Below are 20,605 nucleotides of genomic sequence, written 5' to 3' on the forward strand. Positions count from 1 at the left end.
CCCCCCCCCCCAATCGGCCGGATCCAGCCGCTGGCGCATCTGTGCCACCTCTTCCGGGGCGAGCACGTTGGGTATGTGCAGCAGCATGGTGGTTCCTCTGTGATGCGCGGGGGGGAGACGGACTCCCCCGCGTCTTGCCATCAGAAGCGGATGTCCGCGCTGAGCAGGAAAGTGCGCGGTGCGCCCGGGGTGTAACGGTAGCCGCTCTTGTTGATGCTGGCCACGTACTGCTTGTCGAACAGGTTGTAGCCGTTCAAGCGCAGCGACACGTGATCGTTCACCGCCCACGAGACCATGGCGTCGTACACCGTGTAGGACTTGGTGAATGCCGGCGTGCCGACGGCGCCGTCGGTACCGCGGTGCATGCCGGCGGCATAGCGCACGCCGCCGCCCAGGGTAATGCCATGCGGCAGCACGTAGCTGGTCCAGCCGGTGAACGTATCGTCCGGGGTATAGACCAGGTTGTTGGTGCCATCGGCGGCCACCTTGGCACCATCCTTCACATCGGTGTTCAAGTGGCTGTAGCCTGCGCTGATCGACCAGTTCTCGGACACGCGGCCCACGGCAGACAGCTCAACACCCTTCACCCGCTTGCTGCCGGTCTGGGTGGGGTTGCCGGCGTCGTCCAGCACGTTGGTATTGATTTCGTTCTCCACATCGGTCTGGAACAGCGCCAGGTTCACCGCCAGCGCATCCTCCATGAAGGCCCACTTGCTGCCCACCTCGAAGGTCTTGGCCTTCTGCGGGTCCAGCTTGGGGTTGTCGGCGCTGCTGGCCGAGCTGCTCAGCTGGAAGTTGGCACCGCCCGGCGGTTGCTGGGAAAGCGCGTAGTTGGCGTACACGCTGACCGTTTCACCCACCTTGTACAGCGCGCCCAGCTTCCAGTTCAGCAGGGTATCGGACGCGTCCAGCGTCGGGTTGCGCAGCACGGTGCCGGTGGGGTTGCTGCCACACACCGGGCCGCCGCGGCCGCCACAGACCGAGGCGCTGGCGTACTCGGTCTTGTAATGATCGGCACGCACGCCTGCGGTCAGCAGGAAGCTCTCGCCGAAGGACAGGGTGTCGAACAGGTAGATCGCCGAGGTGGTGGTCTTGCCGTGGGCATCGGCGCCGTTGTGCGCCCAGTTCAGGCCAGTGACGTTCCAGTTGGGGGCGTACAGGTTGGCAGCCGGCCAGCTGCTGCCACCGGAGGCGGCCTGACCGTAGCTGTCCAGTTCTTCGCGGGTGAATTCCAGGCCGGCACTCAGTGCATGGCCTACCGCGCCGGTGGAGAAGTCCGCGCGCAGGTTCAACTGATCGGTGAGGATGGTGTTGCGCTGATCCTTGAAGGTCGGCAGGCTGCGCGCAATGGTGTAGGTTGCAAGGTCTGCCGGGTTGATATAAGTGATGTTGCCGGTCGGACGCCCGTTCGCACCACGCACACCGGTGCCCATGAAGGCGGTGAGCAGATAGTCCTGTTCGGTGCGGCCCCAGCGTGCGGTATTGGTCAGGCGCACGCTGTCGTTGAAGTCGTGCTCGAAGCGGAACGTGGCCATCTGCGCGGTCACGTCATCGTGGTCGGCATGGGTGCCGTAGAAGTTTTCCGGGTCCACCGGATGGCCGGCCAGTGCTTCCAGCGTCGGCTGCGGGGTCCAGCCAGGCAGGCCCAGGGTCGGCACGCCGCCGTCGGGCACGTTGTCCTGCTTCACATAGAGCAGGTTGAGGTAGTAGCGGGTGGCGGTGCCCAGGCCGAAGGCCAGCGACGGCGCGATGCCCCAGCGCTTGTTCTGCACGTGGTCGCGACCGGGCTGGCCGCTGTCCTGCCACATGCCGTTGATGCGCAGCGCGCTGGTGGCACCCAGCGAGTGGTTCCAGTCGGCGGTGGTACGGCGTTGCTGGTCGCTGCCCAGCGAAACGCTGGCCGAGGTAGCGTCCTGCAGGTTGGCCTGCTTGCTGACCAGGTTGATGGCACCGGTCGGTGCCGAGCGGCCGTTGTCGGTACCGGCCGGGCCCTTGGTCACCTCCACCTGTTCGATGTTGAACACATCGCGCGAGATCGAGCCCAGGTCGCGCACACCGTCCACATACAGACTGTTGGAGGTGTCGAAGCCACGCATGAACAGCGCGTCGCCGGTGGTGGTGTTGCCGTTCTCACCGGCATAGAAGGTGCCCACGCCGGGGCTGTTGCGCAGCGCTTCGGTCAGCGTGGTGGCGCCCTGCTGGTTGAACAGGTCGCTGGTGATCACCTGGATGGTCTGCGGGGTGTCCTGCAGACGCTGGGTGAACTTCGGCGAGGCCACCTTGTCGGCCTTGTAGCCGCGGGTGGCGTGCACATCGATCTTGTCCAGGGTGCGCGTGTTGTCGCCGGCTTCGGCGTGGGCCAGCGCGGGAAGGGCCGCCAGGCCGAGGCCGGCTGCAAGACTGGCGGTGGCCAACGGCAGGGTACGAAGCGGAGAAGCGTGCTTGCGGCTCTTGATCGGTTTCATGGGCGTCTGCAGAGAGGGAACAGGAAGGGGCGGCCGACGCAGGCGGCGCGGCAGCAGGGCATGGAGCGAAAGGGGGACGTGCGGAAACGACTGCGCAGCGCGCAGCAGAGCGTCAGGCCAACCGCAGGGGCGGTGCCTGTGAGGGGGGCTGGCGTCGGTCCGGCGCGTGCACCGCAGAAGCCGGTGTCATCGTCGCCGGAGCGTCCGACGGGGCACGCTGTGGGTATTGCAGGCAGAGCCATCGCAGCACCGCTGGCTTGTCGCTGCGACTACCATCAGGTTCGGACTCAGCGCGGTGCATCGCCTGTTCGTGCGGCAGTGCATGTGGCGGAGACGCGGGCGCAGCACCCTGGGCGTGTACCGTGGGCATGGCGGCGGTTGCCGTACCACGCCCTTCGTGCAAGGCCGACCAACCCAGCACCAGCGTCAGCAGCGCGGCCACCAGCAGCGGCCACCCTTGGCGGGCGAGCTGGCACAGCATGGCGGCGGGCGCGGGCGAAGCCATGGCGCGGGGCGGATTCGTTACGAAGATGTTACGTAGAATAACATCAACGATAATGATTCGCATGTGCGCGATGGGGCGGGCTGCCAGGATGGCCCTACGAGGCCCTGAACGGGCGCTCAGCCGCTTCCGGCAGCTTCACCCCGTGGGTTGGCTGCCCCGGGGGGGCGCCTCAGTCGCGGTCGTCGCGGGTCCAGATGGCGTCGTGTTCACGCTTCACCGGGAACTTGGGCACCGGGGTGTAGGCCGGGGCGCATAGGGCGCGGCCATCGCGCACGTCGAAGCGCGCGCCGTGCAGCACGCACTCCACGCTGCCCTCGGTGGTGTTGAACTCGCCGGAGGACAGCTCGAACTCTTCATGCGTGCACTGGTCCTCCAGCGCATACAGCTCGCCATCGAGGTTGAACACCACGATCGGGGTGCCGGTCACTTCGTCGAACACGCTCTTCATTTCACCCGGCAGCAGTTCGGCGCCGGCACAGACGAAGGTCCAGGCCTCGTTCACGCGGTGGCTCCGGCCAGCGGCTTTTCCAGGATCTCGAAGCGCAGGTCGTCGCGCTTGGGAATGCCGAAGCGTTCGTCGCCATACGGGAACGGCTTCTTGATGCCGGTGCGCTGGTAGCCACGACGCTCGTAGAAGGCGATCAGCTCGTCGCGAACGTCGATCACCGTCATCTGCATCACCGGCACGTTCCATTCGCGCGCGGCGTGCGCTTCGGCCGCATCCATCAGCTGCTTGCCGACGCCGCCGCCCTGCTGGGCCGGGTCGACCGAGAACATGCCGAAGTAGCCCTTGCCGTCGACATCGGCGACGTGGGCGCAGGCCACCAGCCGGCCCTCGCGTTCGGCCAGCAGGATGGTCGAGCGGGGGCGGTCGAGGTCGGCCTGGATGCCTTCGGCGTCGATGCGGGCGCCGTCCAGCAGGTCGGCTTCGGTGGTCCAGCCGGCACGGCTGGCGTCACCCCGGTAGGCCGAAGTGACGAGGGCGATCAGGGCGGGGATGTCGGCCGGCGTGGCGGCCCGGTAGGTCAGGGTGGTCATGCGGGCATTCTAGATGGGGCACGCCTTCTGCGGCGCAGGTCCTGAGGCTGGGCGCGGACCGGAGTGGAGGCTGTTCCCAGGCTGTTTGCCGATCCTGTCGTGAATGTCGCCTTGACGCGATCTTCATGTTGGATTCATAAATGGGTGTAGATCGCGCTGGCCAGGGGACAGGTCCTGCTGTCTGTGCGCGCATTCAAGGACGGACGATCCAAGGAGGATCCCCATGCGGTTCCGCATCACGCTCCGCTCGCGCCATGCCGGCCCGATCAGGTCTTCGCTGCTGCTGATGGTGACGGCCCTGTCGCTGGCGCCGGCACTGGCCTCTGCCCAGATCGTTCCCACCTGGCGCCAGGAATACGACAAGCGGCTGAAATACGGCGATCTGGTCGAGCCGCTGAAGGGGGACATCTTCGGCGAGAAGGTCAACCTGTATGACGGCTCTGTCAGTTTCAGTGCCACCGATATCTCTATTCCCGGCAACGGTGGCCTGGCGGTGTCGCTGGGCCGCAGCTATGGAGATATCGGCGGCAGCGCAAACGACAACGAGTACGGAAACTGGACGCTGGATATCCCGTCGCTTTCGGGCACCTACGGAGATCAGCCGGAAACGGCGGTGGCAGGTCATTGGACACCGAGCGCGCGCTGCTCGACTGTCTCCGCACCTCCGTCATTGGACGTCTGGAACTACAAGCACACCCAGACAATCAGTTTCGCACCCCATACCTATTGGGAAGGAGTGCGGTTGTCACTGCCTGGCGGCAGCGGTGAAACGGTACTTGCCGGCAGCGGAGATGCGCGCCAGCCCACCCCGCAACTTGGCATGCCCGCCCCGTGGAATACCAAGGGCGGATGGTTCTTCTCCTGCCTCAGTTCCCTCAAGAGCGGCCAGCCGGGCGAAGGCTTCCTGGGACATGCGCCGGACGGAACCAAGTACTACTTCGACTGGATGGTGGCGCGCCACAACGACCCGGCTGTCATGCAGCCCTACGACACCGTCACCCATTCGACGCTGCAGCGGAAGAAGGTCTTCCTCTATCCGTCGCAGGTCGTCGACCGATTCGGCAACTGGGTCCGCTATGAGTGGAGCGGCGGGCGCCTGGATCGCATCATCGCCAGCGACGGGCGCAGCATCAGCCTGACCTATGACTCGCAGGGACGCATCGCAACGGCGGTGGCGGCGGGCCGTACCTGGACCTACGGCTATACGCCGACGGGAACGCTGCAATCGGTCACGCTGCCCGATGGCACGGCCTGGAGCTATGACCTGCCTCCGGTCAATGTGACGAAGAAGTACCAGGAGTACACCGGGCAGGACGTCTGGGCCTACATGGAAGTCCCGGCGTTGTGCGCGAAGACGAACAAGATCGTGCAGACCGAAGTGGCGGCGTCCATCACCCATCCCTCTGGAGCCGTCGGAACCTTCGTGTTCCGACCCTTCCGGCATGGGCGCAAGAACGTGCCATTCAACTGCCAGACGTCCGGCGACGACCAGCTGCTGGCCGATGGGTGGAACCTCACGCCCATCTACCGCGACGCGATGTCGCTGGTGGCAAAGCGGATCAGCGGTCCGGGGATGCCCACGGCGCAATGGAGTTATCAGTACACCAACCTGGGGTGGGAATACGACAGGCGGGTTGACCAGGCCGGCTGGCCAGCGATCCCGGTCGGGCAGGCGGAACCGAAGATAACGATTGAAACCCTGCCCGATGGGGTCATCCGGACATACGAATTCGGCAAGGAAGTCGGCTACAACGACGGTCTGCTGCTGTCGACCAGTACCAGCGCGGGCGGCACTGTGGTCCGCACGGAGCGCAACAACTATTACCCGGACGCGCAGATTGCCAATGCACCGTTCCCGCGTGAGGCGGGACGAAATCTCAAGTACGGGGCGACCGAGCTTGGGGAGCATCTGAATCGGCCGGTGCAGAGCACGGTCGTGAACCAGGACGGCGTGCAGTTCACCCGCACGGTACAGGCCTTTGATGCCTTCGTCCGCGAAGTCACGGTGGACGAAGGGAATTCCGCCGGCCAGAGCCGGACCCGGACGACCGGCTATTACGACAATCCCGCCTTGTGGGTGAATGGTCAGGTGGCACGCAGCCTGCTCAACGGCATCGAGGAGTCGCGCACCGAGTTCGACCCGGCCAATGCGCTCCCGCTGCGCGCCTATGCATTCGGCCGCCTGGCGCAGCAGGTGACCTATGCCGCTGACGGTACGGTGGCATCGGTGGCCGACGGCCGTGGCAACACCAGTCACCTGTCTGGATGGAAGCGCGGCATCCCGCAGCAGCTGCGCATGCCGGCCACACCCGAGGCGCCCAATGGCGCAGTGCGTACCGTTGCGGTCGATGACAATGGTTGGATCGCTTCACTGACCGATGAAGTCGGCGCAACCACCAGCTTCAGCTACGACAGCATGGGACGGCTGCGCAGCCAGCAGTTTCCAGGTGGCGATGAAGTGAACTGGAACGGTGTGACCATGGACCTGCAGCGGCTGGGCGGTGCCCAGCTGGGTGTGCCGGCCGGTGCGTGGAAGCACTCCCGTACCCAGGGCGGACGCCGTACCGACACCTATCTGGACGCCATGTTCCGTCCGGTACTGGTTACCGAGAATGCCAACAACGCGCTCGACAGCGCGGTGGTGACCCGCTACGACAGCAGTGGCAAGACGGTGTTTGCGTCGTACCCCACGCGACAGCTCACCGACATCAATGCAGCAATGACGGGCACCACGACGCAGTACGACGCGTTGGGCCGGCCGGTGGTGGTCAGCCAATCGTCGGAACTGGGCGATCTGGTAACGCGCACCGAGTATGTGGGCAACGTGTCGGTGAAGGTTACCAACCCGCGCGGGCAGGCCACCACCACGCGACATCTCGCCTACGATCAGCCCAGCTATGAGATGCCACTGACGCTTCAGCATCCGGAAGGCGTGGTGACCGAGATCCAGCGTGACACGCTGGGCAAGCCGTTGGCGATCACCCGCCGCACGGCCGATGGCAGCCAAGCGTTGACCCGCCGCTACGTCTATGACGGTTACCAGCAGCTGTGCAAGACCATCGAACCGGAAACCGGCGCGACGGTGCAGGACTATGATGCGGCCGGCAACGTGCTGTGGTCCGCAGCCGGGACCGGCCTGGGCAGCGCGGCCGACTGCAATCGCAGTGAGGCCTTTGCCAGCGGCCGTGTGGTGGTGCGCAGCTACGATGCCGCCAATCGACTGTCGACCCTGACGTTCCCGGATGGGCGCGGAAACCAGCGCTGGTCCTACACGCCGGATGCCTTGCCCGCGGAAATCAGTACGCAGAACGACCCGGCCCGGCCGATGGTCGTCAACCGCTATCAATACAATCGCAGACGCCTGCTCAGCAGCGAGACGCTGCAGCATCCGGATCTGGGCAACCTGAGTCTGGCGTACGGCTACGATGCCAACGGCACGCTGGCCAGCAACACTTACCCGGGCGGACGCGTCGTCAGCTATGCCCCGGATGCGCTGGGGCGGGCTACAGCTGTCGGCGGTTACGCAAACAGCGCCAGCTATTTTGCCAATGGCGCGCTGGCGCGATTCGTTTACGGCAACGGCATCGCGCATACCCTGACCCAGAATGCCCGTGGCCTGCCGGAGCGCAGTCGAGATGCCACCGCTGCGGCCGCGGTGCTCGATGACAGCTACGATTACGATGCCGGTGGCAATGTGATGGCCATCTCCGACGGCCTGCCGGGCGCACCCGGCAACCGTGACATGACCTATGACGGCCTGGACCGGTTGCGTACGGTGACCGCGCCGGGCTTCGGCAATGCACTTTACGAGTACGACGCACTCGACAACCTGCGCCGTGCCAGGGTCGGCAGCCGCGACCGTACGCACTACTTCGATCCGAGCAATCGCCTGGTCAACGTGATCGAAACCGGGACGGGGGCGACCGTGACCGGCCTGGGTTACGACGTGCAGGGCAACCTGTCGGTCCGCAACGGTCAGGCATTCTCATTCGACTACGGCAATCGCCTGCGGGTTGCGGGCGCGGCGGAGAGCTACGAGTACGACGCCCATGGTCGCCGGGTGAAGGCCAGCGCCAGTGGCAAGGGGGCGATCTACTCGTTCTACGACAACGGCGGCGTGCTGCGTTTCCAGCGCAATGAGCGCACCGGCAAGCAGACCGACTACCTGTACCTGTCCGGCAGCCTGGTGGCCCAGGTGCACGGCGCAGCAGCCCCCGCGGCGCCTGCGCTGAGCGCGCCCGGCTACATCACCGAAGGCAGCGTGAACCTGACCTGGAGCCCGGCCGGCGGGGCCAACCGCTATGAACTGCAGCGTGCGCTGGCCGGCGCCTGGAGCACCGTCTTCGACGGCGCGGCGCAATCGTTCACCAGCACCGGCCTGGCGACCGGTACCTACCAGTTCCGCGTGCGCGGTTGCCGCGCGGTATGTGGTGAATGGAGCAACGTCGCTTCGGTTGCGGTGGCGCTGGCGCCGTCCACGGTGCCGGCCTTGAGCGTGCCGGCGACGGCCTTCAATGGAAGTTACGGCGTGAGCTGGTCTGCGGCGTCCGGTGCCGAGCGTTATGAGCTGGAGGAGAGCGCCAATGGTGGCGCCTGGGCCCAGGTGCACAATGCCGCGGGTCAATCCAGGGACTTCAGCGGCAAGGGCGCGGGCAGCTACGGCTATCGTGTCCGCGCCTGCAATCCGGTGGGATGCACCGCCTACAGCGCCAGTGCGGCGGTGACCGTGGTGTATCCGCCCGCGGGCGCGCCGGGAATATCGGCTCCGGCACGTTCCGCACCGGGCAGCATCGGCATTGGCTGGAACGGCGTGGCCGGCGCCACGCGCTACACGCTGCAGGAAAGCAGCAATGGTGGCGGATGGGTGACGCTGTTCGACGGTGATGCCGGCTCCTACGCCACTGCGGCACGCGGTGTCGGCAACTACGGCTACCGCGTTGCCGCCTGCAATGGCGCCGGCTGCGGTCCGTGGTCGGGCACGGCATCAGTGGCGGTGATCGGGCCGCCGGCCATCGAGCCGGTGATCAGTGCGCCGGGCCTGGTCAACGTGCCGCAGTACAGCCTGAGCTGGTCGGTGCCCGCCAACAGCGAGAGCTTCGTGCTGGAAGAGAGTGCCAACGGTGGTGGCTGGACGGTGGTGCACAACGGCGCTGCGAACAGCTTTGGTGCCAGCCGTGGCAAGGGCAGCTATGCGTATCGGGTGAGAGCCTGCAATTTCGTCGGGTGCAGCCCGTATTCGGGAGTCGTGACGGTGGCGGTGGTGCTGCCGCCGGCGGCAACGAGCCTTTACCTGGCGGAGTGGCTGACGACACGCAGGCCGCCCTATCAGGTGCAGTGCTCCGCAGGATGGAGTCCGGTGGCAGACGCAACGGAGTATCAGCTTGAGAGCGGCGGTGGTGGCCAACGTCTGTACACGGGCCCCTCAACCTACGTGAATGACAGCGGTGGGACGTACTGCGCGCATGAGTATCGCGTGCGTGCCTGCAATGCAGGTGGGTGTTCCCCCTGGTCGGCCGAACGGCCGGTCACCCGCGGTGTACTGAGCTGGGACTAAGCCATGAACGGACTCTCTTTGCTGTTGATTCGAGTGGTACTCGCGCTGGTGGTGCTGGCGGCTTGTGTGGCGCCGGCGGCCGCTCAGGAGGTTGTCGAGTACATCCACACCGATGCATTGGGATCACCGGTGGCGATCACCGATGCCAATGGCCAGGTGATCGAGCGCACGGTGTACGAGCCGTATGGGGCGGTGGTCAACCGGCCGTTGACGGATGGGCCGGGGTACACGGGGCATGTGACGGACTCGGAGACGGGGCTGAGTTACATGCAGCAGCGGTACTATGATGCGGAGGCTGGGACATTTCTATCAGCCGATCCAATAGCCTCGTCAGTGGCTGCTTTTGGACGCTACGCGTATGCGCTGGGTAACCCGTATCGGTACCTTGATCCGGATGGAAGGCAGCCCAAGGATGCTCGGCAGGCTATTACTGGGAGCAAAATAAAAAACAATGGTATTGCGGCTGGGGTAAGAGTGGCGGCAATTGGAGGGGCTCTGCCGTCTGGCTTTACAAAGGAAAATGCACAGGCTCGATATGATGCTATGAAGGGTGTTGTTGATGCTACGAAGGATAAGATGGAGTCAATTCCGAACGCAAATTCAGACAGTGCCGCCAAGCTTTTTTCAAAGGTTTATCAGAAATACTCCATTAGATTCGGGTGGGAAGTGAGTGCGGAAATCGTTATGAAGAATAGCGGGGCTTTTCATCTTTCCGATATTGGGGTTTCCGCTGAAGTTCGTCGCGAAGACTGGTTGGGGGGCTCTGCTGGACGGCCGTTGCCTGGGGGTATCAACATTCATACGCATCCAGTTTTGGATGGCTTCAAGACTGCGTACTCGCCGTTCTCATATGGCGATATTAAAACCTTCAGCACGTCCAATTCCACAAATTATGTGTCCGATCCATCGGGGGTGTATAAGATGAATTCGAGTGGTGAGTCGGAGATGATCAAATGAAGCAGGTTGGGATCGTGGCTTCTATGGCGTTTCTTGCATTTCAGTTGGCGGCATGTCAAATGCATGCAGAAGATCATGCATCGCACAGAATTAACTGCGGAGGGACGTTGCAGAATGCATGCAGGGTGACTTTCAGGGCGCTTGCAAGCGATGCTAGTGAATTCAATGGCCGAATTATTCGAATTGAAGGTTATCTTGCTGTTTCTCGGGATCTATTTGTCCTGAATTCAAGTAAGGAATTTTATGAGGCAGGAGTGACGGACGAGACTTCTATCCGGATTAGAGGTCCAATGGATGTCCAGGAGCGCATCTTTCAGGAGCATGCTTACTCTTGGGTGTCAGTGATTGGAACCTTCAGGGATAGAGAAAAGACTGGAACAACCGAGGATCTATTGCTCGGGGAAATCTTCGCGCCTCTTGACGTGCATCCGTTGGGGTTGCCCTTCGAAGTTAAGCGCCAAACTTTCGGAGACGTGTTGCTTAATCTTGAGGACATCAAGTAACTTTCGATCTTTGCACTGATGATGGCGTGGCTGCCCCTGATGACAGAAATCAGGGGGCTCTAGGTCGCAGCAGGCGTCGTCAGCAATGCGTCTGAAAGTACTGCTAGCAAGATGCGCAGCAATGTCTCAGGCTTGATTGATGCTTGAGGATGGCAATGTGGATTCGAGAATGGAGGCGCAAGCTACGGCATTTCTGGCGATATTTCTTTGCATGAACAAGAGGCATTGGTGTTGTAGGTTTATTCCAGTTCCAAGGGTCCTCTGATGGTCTTTTGCAAATTGATGCTTGGTCCATTGCTGTTTCTTGCTGTGGCAGTGGGTTGTTCGGCCCATGAAAAAATTAGTGGGAACGTTGATGTCTGTTTGCCGGTCATAAGAGCATATGTTTCCGCGTCTCGGGGGTGGGCTGAAGATGTCTACGATGTCGCTCCTGAGGCTGGTGGGGGTGGTGGGCTCCGTGGGTATGCAGTAATGCATCACGCAGACAAAGTTAAGGTGCCTTCCGAAGAGCTCAATTCATTTCATGTTGATTTGGATTCAAAGTGCAAGGCTGTGGTTGGTGAGCTCGGGTATCAGTGATGATAGCCTGCCGTTGCGAGTGGTTATGTTTGCCGGTGCTCCTCGCAACAAAAAACGCCGCAGTTTCCTGCGGCGTTTTCATCTATCCCGAGCTTCGCCAGGTATCTCACCCCAGCAACTTCCGCACCTTGGTCAGCGCAGTCATGAACCGCTCGATCTCGGCGTGCGTGTTGTAGAACGCCAGCGAAGCACGGCAGGTTGCCGCTACACCAAAGTACTGCAGCAGCGGGTGCGCGCAGTGCTGGCCAGAGCGCACGGCTACGCCTTCCAGATCCAGCAGGGTGGCCAGATCGTGGGCATGCGCGCCGTCGATCAGGAACGAGACCACCGCGGCCTTCTCCGGCGCTTCGCCGATGATGCGCAGGCCGTCGACGCGGCGCAGCTCTTCGGTGAAGTGCGCCAGCAGTTCGGCCTCGCGTGCTTCCACGTTCTCCTGGCCGAGCTCCTGCAGGTAGTCGGCGGCCACGCCCAGGCCGATGAAGCCGGCGATGTTCGGGGTGCCGGCTTCGAACTTGTGCGGGGCATCGTTGAACACGGTGCCGTCGAAGCTGACTTCCTTGATCATTTCGCCGCCACCGAGGAACGGCGGCATCGCGTCCAGGTGCTCGCGGCGGGCCCACAGTGCGCCGGTGCCGGTCGGGCCACACATTTTGTGGCCGGTGATGGCGTAGAAGTCACAACCGATCGCGGCCACGTCCACCTTGCGGTGCGGCACGGCCTGCGAGCCATCGACCACGGTGATGATGCCGCGCTTGCGCGCTTCGCGGCAGATCTCGCGCACCGGATTGACCGTACCCAGCACGTTGGAGACGTGGGTGACCGCCAGCAGCTTGACCTCGGGGGTCATCGCTGCGCGCAGCGCATCCAGGTCGAGCGCGCCGTCGGGGGTGATCTCGGCCACGCGGATGGTCGCGCCGGTACGCTGGGCGACCAGCTGCCACGGCACGATGTTGGCGTGGTGCTCCATGCGCGACACCAGGATCACGTCACCGGCCTTCAGCCGCGGCAGCGCCCACGAGTAGGCCACCAGGTTGATGGCGAAGGTGGTGCCGCTGCACAGTACCAGGTCGCTGGGGCGCACGTTGAGGAAGCGCGCCAGCTTGTTGCGCGCACCTTCGTAGGCGTCGGTGGCTTCACTGCCCAGTGCATGCACCGCGCGGCTGACGTTGGCGTTGTAGCGGCGGTAGAATTCGTCCACCGCGCCGATCACCTGCACCGGCTTCTGGCCGGTGTTGGCATTGTCGAAATAGACCAGCGGCTTGCCATGCACTTCGCGCATCAACAGCGGGAAGTCGAGGCGGACGCGGTCCCAGTCGGGGGCGCCGGTGCGTTCTTCGATCGGGCGCGGCGTGGACAGGTTCATGCCACACCCGCCTCTACCAGCGCCTTGTCCAGGCGGCGTGCCAGCTGCTCGCGCAGTGCTTCCGGCAGGATCTTCAGCGGTTCATGGCAGAACGCGGCACTCAGCAGCGCCTGCGCCTGGGCCTGCGGCAGCCCGCGCGAGCGCAGGTAGAACAGCGCGTTGGCATCGAGCTGGCCGACGGTCGCGCCATGCGCGGCCTTGACTTCATCGGCGTCGATCACCAGCGTCGGCTGGGTGTCGATCTCGGCGTCGGCCGACAGCAGCAGGTTCTTGTTGGACAGGTTCGCGTCGGTGCCGTCGGCGCCTTCGCGGATCTGGATGCCACCGTGGAACACGACCCGGCTGCGGTTGGCGGCAACACCGCGCCACAGCAGTTCGCAGGTGGTATCGCGCGCGATGTGGTCGATGCCCAAGCGGGTTTCGACGTGGCGGCGGCCATTGCCGAGCAGCACGCCGTTGGCGGTCAGCTGGGCGTTGTCGCCTTCCAGGCGCACGTTCAGTTCATGGCGGCTGAGCGCGGCACCCAGTTCCAGATCGACGCGGTGGTACTGCGCGTCGCGGGCCAGCACCGCGTCGGTGCGCAGGAAGCTGGTCTGGCGCGCGCTGCCGGCCTGCACGCGGGCGTGCTTGAGCACGGCATCGCGGGCGACGTGGGCGTGCAGCACGGTGTTGTCCAGGTGGGCCGAATCACCCACGCTGAAGCGATGCTCGACCACGCCCAGGCTGGCGCCGGTGCGCAGTTCGATCAGGTGGCGGTGGTGCCAGGCCAGGTCGGTATCGCCGGCCACGCTGGCGAACACCAGCTGCAGCGGTACGTCCACCTGCACGCCTTCGTCCACGCGCAGCACCACGCCTTCATCGGCCAGGGCGGCGTTGAGGCGGGCGAAGATTTCCTCGCTGCGCTCGTAGCGGCGGCCGAGGAAACGCACCGCGTCCTCACCGTCGGCCAGCGCGGCCGACAGCGGCTGCAGCTGCACGCCGGCCGGCAGCGCCTGCACGTCGCTCAGCGCGGCATCGAGGCGACCGTTGACGAACACCAGCCGCGGCGCCGGGATGTCCTCCAGCAGCGTGGCGTCCAGCGCTGGGCCCTGCAGCGGCGCCGCAGCGAACGCACGGCGTTCCAGCTGGCGCAGCGAGGTGTACTTCCAGGCTTCGTTGCGGGCGGCGGGCAGGCCGTCGCGCAGGGCCGCATCCAGCACTTCGCGGCGCGCATCGCTGCCGCAGAAGGCCTGGGCCATCGAGTCGAGCAGCGCGCTCATCAGACCGCCGCCTCGCGCACCACGCGATCCTTCAGGAAGTCATAGCCGTGCGCTTCCAGTTCCAGGGCCAGTTCCGGGCCGCCGCTCTTGACGATGCGGCCATCGGCCAGCACGTGCACCACGTCCGGCTTGATGTAGTCCAGCAGGCGCTGGTAGTGGGTGATGACCAGGAACGAGCGATCGGCGGCGCGCAGCGCGTTGACGCCGTCGGCCACGCTCTTCAGCGCGTCGATGTCCAGGCCCGAATCGGTTTCGTCCAGGATCGCCAGCTTCGGCTCCAGCACGGCCAGCTGGAAGATCTCGTTGCGCTTCTTCTCGCCACCGGAGAAGCCTTCGTTGACGCCACGGTGCAGCAGTTCGTCCTTCAGGTGCAGCACGGCCAGCTTCTGTCGCACCAGCTTGAGGAACTGCATCGAATCGAGTTCCTCTTCGCCGCGTGCCTTGCGCTGGGCGTTCAGCGCGGCGCGCAGGAAGTAGGTGTTGTTCACGCCCGGGATTTCCACCGGGTACTGGAACGCCAGGAACAGGCCGGCGGCGGCGCGCGCTTCCGGATCCTGATCCAGCAGGTCGGTGCCTTCAAACTGCACGCTGCCTTCGGTCACTTCATAGCCGTCGCGGCCGGCCAGGACATTGCCCAGGGTGGACTTGCCGGCGCCGTTGGGGCCCATGATGGCGTGCACCTGGCCGGGCTTCACTTCCAGCGAGAGGCCCTTGAGGATTTCCTTGTCGCCGATGCGGGCGTGGAGGTTGTCGATCTTCAGCATGGTGGGGGTTTCCGTGGGGCGGGCCGCAGCCGGCCGGTAAAGAGAATGCGTTTGCGAGGAGCGGGGCGGGCGGTCAGCCCACCGAGCCTTCCAGCGAGACTTCCAGCAGCTTCTTGGCTTCCACTGCGAATTCCATCGGCAGCTCGCGGAACACCTGCTTGCAGAAGCCGTCGACGATCATCGACACCGCGTCTTCCTGGCTGATGCCACGGGCGCGGCAGTAGAACAGCTGGTCGTCGGAGATCTTGGAGGTGGTGGCCTCGTGCTCGACGGTGGCGCCCGGGTTCTTCACCTCGATGTAGGGGAAGGTATGGGCGCCGCATTGCTTGCCGATCAGCAGCGAATCGCACTGGGTGTAGTTGCGCGCGCCATCGGCATTGCGGTCGACCCTGACCAGGCCACGGTAGGTGTTCTGGCCACGGCCGGCGCTGATGCCCTTGCTGACGATCTTGCTCTTGGTGCGCTTGCCGACGTGGATCATCTTGGTGCCGGTGTCGGCCTGCTGGCGGTGGTGGGTCAGGGCCACCGAGTGGAACTCGCCCACCGAGTCGTCGCCCAGCAGCACGCAGGACGGGTACTTCCAGGTGATCGCCGAGCCGGTCTCGACCTGGGTCCAGGTGACCTTGCTGCGCGCGCCACGGCATTCGGCACGCTTGGTGACGAAGTTGTAGATGCCGCCGACGCCGTTCTCGTCGCCCGGGTACCAGTTCTGCACCGTGGAGTACTTGATCTCCGCGTCTTCCAGTGCCACCAGCTCGACCACCGCGGCGTGCAGCTGGTTCTCATCGCGCATCGGCGCGGTGCAGCCTTCCAGGTAGGACACGTAGGCCTTGTCCTCGCACACGATCAGGGTGCGCTCGAACTGGCCGGTGTGGCCGGCGTTGATGCGGAAGTAGGTGCTCAGTTCCATCGGGCAGCGCACGCCCTTGGGAATGAACACGAAGCTGCCATCGGAGAACACCGCCGAGTTGAGCGCGGCGAAGTAGTTGTCGCCCACCGGCACCACGGTGCCCAGGTACTGGCGCACCAGTTCCGGGTGTTCCTTGATGGCCTCGGACATCGAGCAGAAGATGATGCCCTTCTCGGCCAGTTCCTTGCGGAAGGTGGTCCCGACGGACACCGAGTCGAACACCGCGTCCACCGCCACGCCGGCCAGCTTGGCGCGCTCGTGCAGTGGCACGCCCAGCTTGTCGTAGGTGTCGAGCAGTTCCTTGGGCACGTCATCCAGCGAGGCGTACTTCGGGCCCTTCGGCGCGGAGTAGTAGCTGAGCGCCTGCAGGTCGATCGGCGCGATCTCCAGCTTGGCCCAGTCCGGCATCGGCATGGTCAGGAAGTGGCGGTAGGCGTCCAGGCGCCACTGCGTCATCCACTCCGGCTCTTCCTTCTTGGCCGACAGGGCACGGATGGTGTCCTCGTCCAGGCCCGGCGGCAGGGAGTCCGACTCGATCTCGGTGATGAAGCCGGCCGAATACTTGCGGCCGAGCTGCTCGTGGATCTCGCGGTTGGGGGTGTCGTCGTGGGCGACGTTTTCGATGATTTCGGTGGCCATGGGGGGGCTGCCTACGGATCAGGAGACGACGTCGACAGCGATGGTGCGGCGCTGTTCGTCATCGGCAAGGGGGAGAGGGGGCAGGATCTGCGCGAGGGTGACATCGCGCAGGGCCTCGGAGACCACGTCGTTGATCAGCCGCCAGCTGCTGCGCGCGCCGCACTTGGGCGCCATGCCGCACTGGTGGTGGTCGTGGCTGCATTCGGTCAGGGCCAGCGGCCCTTCCATTGCCTCGACCACTTCGAACAGCGAGATCTCGAGGGCCGGGCGGGTCAGGCGGTAGCCACCGCGGACACCGCGCAGGCCCTCGACCAGGCCGGCCTGGGCCAGCGGCTTGAGCACCTTGCTGACGGTGGGCGGCTCCAGACCGGTGAATTCGGCCAGCTCGGTGGCACTGAGTACCTCGCCCGGACGGGCGGCAAGCACGGTCAGCACGACGGTGGCGTAATCGGTGAGTTTGGTGACGCGCAACATGGGGATGCGAGTGGTTCTTAAAGCGGACTGAAATTGTACGCTTTTATTCGCCGCCATCCAACCCGGGCATTCAGCCGGCGCTGGGACCGGGCCGGGAGGGACGCACCGGGGCCGTTGCCAGGGCGCAATGCTGCGCCAATGGGGTGATTTTCGCAATCACCCGGAATGGGCGAGAATCCCCGTTCCATTCGCTGCAAACAGCCCGTGCCGATGCCGAAGAAGATCCAAGCCCGCAAGTCCGCCATCCATGGCAACGGCGTGTTCGCCGTGGCCCCGATCAAGCAGGGCGAGCGCGTGATCCAGTACAAGGGCCTGCTGCGCAGCCACGGCGACGTTGATGCCGATGACAGCGGCGACGTCGAAAGCGGCCATACCTTCCTGTTCACCCTCAACGATGACTGGGTGATCGATGCCAACTACAAGGGCAACGACGCACGCTGGATCAACCACAGCTGCGACCCGAACTGCGAGGCGGTGATCGAGGAAGACGAGGACGGCGACAGCCGTGGCGACAAGGTATTCATCGAGGCCCTGCGCGATATCAAGGCCGGCGAAGAGCTGACCTACAACTACGGCATCACCCTGGCCGAGCGCCACACCGCGAAGCTGAAGAAGATCTGGGAGTGCCGCTGCGGTTCGCCCAGGTGCACCGGCACTACCGCATGAGTCTCCACCTGCCGTGCACGGTTGTGTCACCGCCGTTCAATGGCTCCTCGCGCACGCTGTCCGCTCCTTTCGATGGAGCATCCGACATGGCTCAGCGTCTCAGCGGCAAGCAGATTGCCATCCTTGCCACGCACGGCTTCGAACAGTCCGAACTGACCGAACCCAAGCGCCTGCTGGAGGCGGAGGGCGCAAGGGTCAGCGTGGTATCGCCTGCGAAGGAGGCGACCATCAAGGGCTGGAAAGACAAGGACTGGGGTGGCGTGGTGGCAGTAGACGTGCCGCTGGACGAGGCCGATGCCGGCCGCTTTGATGCCCTGGTGCTGCCCGGTGGTGTCATCAACCCGGACACGCTGCGCACCGACGAGGCGGCGCTGGGATTCATCCGCAGCGTCGCCGAGGCCGGCAAGCCGGTAGCGGCCATCTGCCATGGTCCGTGGCTGTTGATCAACAGCGGCCTGGCCGATGGACGCGAGCTGACCTCGTGGCCATCCCTGCAGCAGGACCTCGCCAATGCCGGCGCCAAGTGGCGCAACGCCGAGGTCGTGGTGGATGGCAATGTGATCACCAGCCGCAAGCCGGATGACATTCCGGCTTTCAGCGAGGCGGTAGTGAAAGCGCTGGTGGCGTGAGGCCGGCCCTGCCTTACTTGCCGAGGATGCCGGCCGGCACCAGGTTGCCCAGGTTCTGGTTGAAGGTGACCACCAGCTTGCCGTTCTTCACCTGTGCCGACTGCACCTGCAGCGCGCCCAGCACGCCGGCCATGGCCGGGTCCAGCTTGTAGATGGGCTCGCGCTGGGCGTAGTCGCTCAGCCAGGCATTGAGCAGGCCACGGGTGCGCGAATCGAGACGGCCACCCTGGTTGGCCGGGGTGAAGTCATCCACGCTCGGCTGCTGCAGGTGGAAGCCTTGGGTCTGTGCGTCATAGCGCAGGCCGCTGCTGAGCTTCACCGTGCCCAGCTTGGCCGGGTTGCCGCCGGCGGTGGCCAGTGCCACGTCCATGCCCAGGTTCAAGCGTTCGCCGGCCGGCAGGCTCAGCTGCGGGTGGCTCATGGTCAGGGCGATCAGGCCGCCCAGCGCGTCCTGGGTGCGCGGGAAGCTGCCGTCGAGGTACTGCTGCACGTCGCTGGCACCCACCGACAGTTCGCGGCCGGAAATGGAGGGGGCGGCCTGCGCACCGATCGCGGCAGCGATCAGCACGGTGGAGGCGGCGAGGCGGGTCATCAGGGAACGCAGGCGCATGGCAGTGACCGGTGGCTCTGGAATGGATGGAAGAAAGAGTAGCCGCGCCGGCTGAATCGTGCGTGCATGCGGCTGCAACGGTTCAGTCCAGCGTTGGCTGCAGGCGCGCCGACTGGATCTGCCAGGCGCGGCCGTCGCTGCTGGGCTGCACGCGGTACCAGCCGCTGAAATGGAAAGTGCCGTTGGCGGTGACCGCACGCACCTGCACCGGCACCTCCAGCAGCTGAGCGGGCTGTGCCGGGCTGCGGGCAATCGGCGTACTGCTGCGCAGGTGAAGCGTGCGTACATCCTGCAGCTGGCGCAGCGCGGCGTCGTCGGCATGCCGGGCGTCGCCAGGAGGGAAGGTCCAAGCCGCATCACTGGCGCGGCGATCGCGATTGAGCAGTGCGCGCACGTAGCGGTTGAGCATCACCGAGGGCGGCTCGGCATCGGGGGCCACCGCAGCGAACAACGGGTCGACCGAAGGCGACTGCGCAGCGGGTGGGTCGCCGCCGGGCACTGCGGTTGGCGACGCGCTCGACGGCTGATCGGTGCTGGCCGGTATCGCGGCAGGTGCCGCATCCGGTGCGGCTGCCGGCCGCGAGCAGCCCAGCAGCGCCAGGGGCGCAATCAACAACAGGATACGGCGCATGCCTGCCTCCTCCCCGAGGCAACCGTGAGAGCGCCAGTGTATCGAGTGCGCGGCGGTCAGCGCGAGGAAGGCAGCTGGGCCAGGGCGTCCAGTGCCGGCAGCACCTGTGCGGCGATGGCTGCCAGCGCGTGGCCGTCGGTCTCGGCGTGACGCTGTACGATGTCGCGCAGCAGCTGGCTGGCGATCACCAGGGTGGCGCGCTCGTCGCCACTGATGCCCGCCGTGCGCGGCGCAGCTTCCAGCAGGCGCATCAGGTCGCGGCTGGCGCGGTGCTCCAGTTCGATGGTGCAGCGCCCGGTGCACTGCACCCCGTCCTTTTCGATGGGGGTCACCGAGATCCGGTAGCGGGTGGAGGGGCTGGCCATGAGGGGTGCTCGCCGTAGCTGTGGAGGATGTGCCCACGATAGGCAAGCCCGCGGCCGACGGCGACGGCCGGCGCTGCACGCAGTGTTCCACCCGGTACGTTCCGGGCCTGGACCCGGCCGCGCCCGGTCAATGACGACGGGCCTGAGCGCGTATTTCCCGGGATCCGGCAACGCTGTGTTGCGGGCGCGGGGCAGGGCAAAAAAAACGGGACGGCCACAGCCGTCCCGTCGGAGTCCGCGTCGGGGCGCGCGCTTACAGCGCGGCGTCCTTCAGCTTCTTCAGCGGACGCACCTTCAGCTTGGTGGTGGCCGGCTTGGCGGCGAACCACTGTTCTTCCTTGGTGAACGGGTTGATGCCCTTGCGCTTCGGCTTGGCCGCCACGTTGACGGTGGTGATCTTCAGCAGGCCCGGCAGGGTGAAGGAGCCTGCGCCCTTCTTGTGCACCGAGGAGGCGACGGCGCTTTCCAGCGAGGCCAGCACAGCGCGGACGTCCTTGGCGACGACGCCGGAGGCTTCAGCGATGTGTGCAACCAGGCCGGACTTGGTCAGCACTTCCTTGATCGGCTTCGGAGCGGCCGGCTTGGCGGCTGCCTTCGTAGCGACTTTCTTCACTGCCTTCTTCGGGGCAGCCTTCTTAGCGGTCTTTGCCATGGTTTCCTGTTCCGTGAACGGTTGGTTGTTTGGTCGGCGCCG

General features: G+C 65.0%; 17 protein-coding genes. 5 read left to right on the top strand and 12 right to left on the bottom strand.

Translation table 11 applies throughout. The features are described from left to right. Positions 1-140: 140 nt before the first annotated feature. The 3 genes from O0J73_RS08905 to O0J73_RS08915 all read right to left on the bottom strand — a co-directional run bounded on the left by O0J73_RS08905 (position 141) and on the right by O0J73_RS08915 (position 4,008). Complete coding sequence (locus O0J73_RS08905; protein ID WP_308308521.1) at positions 141-2,465, bottom strand: catecholate siderophore receptor Fiu; 2,325 nt, start codon at positions 2,463-2,465, stop codon at positions 141-143. Between the two features lie 674 nt (positions 2,466-3,139). Beyond that, complete coding sequence (locus O0J73_RS08910) at positions 3,140-3,472, bottom strand: non-heme iron oxygenase ferredoxin subunit (protein ID WP_006423147.1); 333 nt, start codon at positions 3,470-3,472, stop codon at positions 3,140-3,142. Next, positions 3,469-4,008, bottom strand: coding sequence for a GNAT family N-acetyltransferase (locus O0J73_RS08915; RefSeq protein ID WP_006423155.1), 540 nt, complete (start codon positions 4,006-4,008; stop codon positions 3,469-3,471). Before O0J73_RS08915 ends, O0J73_RS08910 begins: the two co-directional genes overlap by 4 nt. A gap of 223 nt (positions 4,009-4,231) precedes the next feature. On the opposite strand from O0J73_RS08915, the gene O0J73_RS08920 reads away from it, so the two are divergent. Genes O0J73_RS08920 through O0J73_RS08930 form a run of 3 tightly spaced genes read left to right on the top strand, consistent with a single transcriptional unit; the run spans position 4,232 to position 11,022 of the window. Beyond that, positions 4,232-9,562, top strand: a complete 5,331-nt coding sequence (locus tag O0J73_RS08920; RefSeq protein ID WP_308308522.1) for an RHS repeat domain-containing protein — start codon at positions 4,232-4,234, stop codon at positions 9,560-9,562. Between the two features lie 3 nt (positions 9,563-9,565). Continuing rightward, positions 9,566-10,519: an RHS repeat-associated core domain-containing protein gene (locus O0J73_RS08925; protein WP_308308523.1), complete on the top strand. Its 954-nt coding sequence runs from the start codon at positions 9,566-9,568 to the stop codon at positions 10,517-10,519. Next, a complete protein-coding gene (locus tag O0J73_RS08930; RefSeq protein ID WP_308308524.1) occupies positions 10,516-11,022 on the top strand; it encodes a hypothetical protein in 507 nt (168 codons plus the stop codon). The genes O0J73_RS08925 and O0J73_RS08930 overlap by 4 nt, the downstream gene beginning before the upstream one ends. Before the next feature lie 685 nt (positions 11,023-11,707). Here O0J73_RS08930 and O0J73_RS08935 read toward each other — a convergent pair. From O0J73_RS08935 to O0J73_RS08955, 5 genes are all read right to left on the bottom strand, one after another. Continuing rightward, a complete protein-coding gene (locus O0J73_RS08935) occupies positions 11,708-12,964 on the bottom strand; it encodes a cysteine desulfurase (RefSeq protein ID WP_308308525.1) in 1,257 nt (418 codons plus the stop codon). Next, positions 12,961-14,223, bottom strand: a complete 1,263-nt coding sequence (gene sufD, locus O0J73_RS08940) for a Fe-S cluster assembly protein SufD (protein WP_308308526.1) — start codon at positions 14,221-14,223, stop codon at positions 12,961-12,963. Before sufD ends, O0J73_RS08935 begins: the two co-directional genes overlap by 4 nt. Continuing rightward, positions 14,223-14,987, bottom strand: a complete 765-nt coding sequence (gene sufC, locus O0J73_RS08945; protein WP_008268735.1) for a Fe-S cluster assembly ATPase SufC — start codon at positions 14,985-14,987, stop codon at positions 14,223-14,225. The genes sufD and sufC overlap by 1 nt, the downstream gene beginning before the upstream one ends. A gap of 73 nt (positions 14,988-15,060) precedes the next feature. Beyond that, complete coding sequence (gene sufB, locus O0J73_RS08950) at positions 15,061-16,536, bottom strand: Fe-S cluster assembly protein SufB (protein WP_308308527.1); 1,476 nt, start codon at positions 16,534-16,536, stop codon at positions 15,061-15,063. An 18-nt stretch (positions 16,537-16,554) separates the two neighbouring features. Then, entirely contained in the window at positions 16,555-17,010 is a 456-nt protein-coding gene (locus O0J73_RS08955) for an SUF system Fe-S cluster assembly regulator (RefSeq protein ID WP_008264567.1), read from the bottom strand. 210 nt (positions 17,011-17,220) lie between these two features. On the opposite strand from O0J73_RS08955, the gene O0J73_RS08960 reads away from it, so the two are divergent. Next, the gene (locus tag O0J73_RS08960) at positions 17,221-17,676 is read left to right on the top strand and encodes an SET domain-containing protein-lysine N-methyltransferase (protein ID WP_308308528.1); all 456 of its coding nucleotides are present in this window, start codon (positions 17,221-17,223) and stop codon (positions 17,674-17,676) included. 86 nt (positions 17,677-17,762) lie between these two features. Beyond that, complete coding sequence (locus O0J73_RS08965) at positions 17,763-18,305, top strand: type 1 glutamine amidotransferase domain-containing protein (protein ID WP_049456993.1); 543 nt, start codon at positions 17,763-17,765, stop codon at positions 18,303-18,305. Between the two features lie 13 nt (positions 18,306-18,318). On the opposite strand, the gene O0J73_RS08970 is transcribed toward O0J73_RS08965, so the two are convergent. From O0J73_RS08970 to O0J73_RS08985, 4 genes are all read right to left on the bottom strand, one after another. Beyond that, complete coding sequence (locus O0J73_RS08970; RefSeq protein ID WP_008264782.1) at positions 18,319-18,915, bottom strand: DUF1439 domain-containing protein; 597 nt, start codon at positions 18,913-18,915, stop codon at positions 18,319-18,321. Positions 18,916-18,997: 82 nt separating this feature from the next. Beyond that, the gene (locus O0J73_RS08975; RefSeq protein ID WP_197564007.1) at positions 18,998-19,546 is read right to left on the bottom strand and encodes a hypothetical protein; all 549 of its coding nucleotides are present in this window, start codon (positions 19,544-19,546) and stop codon (positions 18,998-19,000) included. 56 nt (positions 19,547-19,602) lie between these two features. After that, positions 19,603-19,911, bottom strand: coding sequence for a DUF3861 family protein (locus O0J73_RS08980; RefSeq protein WP_308308529.1), 309 nt, complete (start codon positions 19,909-19,911; stop codon positions 19,603-19,605). Positions 19,912-20,164: 253 nt separating this feature from the next. Then, a complete protein-coding gene (locus tag O0J73_RS08985) occupies positions 20,165-20,563 on the bottom strand; it encodes an HU family DNA-binding protein (RefSeq protein ID WP_008264591.1) in 399 nt (132 codons plus the stop codon). Positions 20,564-20,605 lie beyond the last annotated feature (42 nt).

It is taken from the genome of Stenotrophomonas sp. Sm6012 (assembly GCF_030985895.1).
Taxonomy (GTDB): Bacteria; Pseudomonadota; Gammaproteobacteria; order Xanthomonadales; family Xanthomonadaceae; genus Stenotrophomonas; species Stenotrophomonas forensis.

Coding starts and splice junctions, on each gene's coding strand:
- O0J73_RS08905 (WP_308308521.1), bottom strand. CDS start 2,465: ATGAAACCGATCAAGAGCCGCAAGCACGCTTCTCCGCTTCGTACCCTG.
- O0J73_RS08915 (WP_006423155.1), bottom strand. CDS start 4,008: ATGACCACCCTGACCTACCGGGCCGCCACGCCGGCCGACATCCCCGCC.
- O0J73_RS08920 (WP_308308522.1), top strand. CDS start 4,232: ATGCGGTTCCGCATCACGCTCCGCTCGCGCCATGCCGGCCCGATCAGG.
- O0J73_RS08925 (WP_308308523.1), top strand. CDS start 9,566: ATGAACGGACTCTCTTTGCTGTTGATTCGAGTGGTACTCGCGCTGGTG.
- O0J73_RS08930 (WP_308308524.1), top strand. CDS start 10,516: ATGAAGCAGGTTGGGATCGTGGCTTCTATGGCGTTTCTTGCATTTCAG.
- O0J73_RS08935 (WP_308308525.1), bottom strand. CDS start 12,964: ATGAACCTGTCCACGCCGCGCCCGATCGAAGAACGCACCGGCGCCCCC.
- sufD (WP_308308526.1), bottom strand. CDS start 14,223: ATGAGCGCGCTGCTCGACTCGATGGCCCAGGCCTTCTGCGGCAGCGAT.
- sufC (WP_008268735.1), bottom strand. CDS start 14,987: ATGCTGAAGATCGACAACCTCCACGCCCGCATCGGCGACAAGGAAATC.
- sufB (WP_308308527.1), bottom strand. CDS start 16,536: ATGGCCACCGAAATCATCGAAAACGTCGCCCACGACGACACCCCCAAC.
- O0J73_RS08955 (WP_008264567.1), bottom strand. CDS start 17,010: ATGTTGCGCGTCACCAAACTCACCGATTACGCCACCGTCGTGCTGACC.
- O0J73_RS08960 (WP_308308528.1), top strand. CDS start 17,221: ATGCCGAAGAAGATCCAAGCCCGCAAGTCCGCCATCCATGGCAACGGC.
- O0J73_RS08965 (WP_049456993.1), top strand. CDS start 17,763: ATGGCTCAGCGTCTCAGCGGCAAGCAGATTGCCATCCTTGCCACGCAC.
- O0J73_RS08970 (WP_008264782.1), bottom strand. CDS start 18,915: ATGCGCCTGCGTTCCCTGATGACCCGCCTCGCCGCCTCCACCGTGCTG.
- O0J73_RS08975 (WP_197564007.1), bottom strand. CDS start 19,546: ATGCGCCGTATCCTGTTGTTGATTGCGCCCCTGGCGCTGCTGGGCTGC.
- O0J73_RS08980 (WP_308308529.1), bottom strand. CDS start 19,911: ATGGCCAGCCCCTCCACCCGCTACCGGATCTCGGTGACCCCCATCGAA.
- O0J73_RS08985 (WP_008264591.1), bottom strand. CDS start 20,563: ATGGCAAAGACCGCTAAGAAGGCTGCCCCGAAGAAGGCAGTGAAGAAA.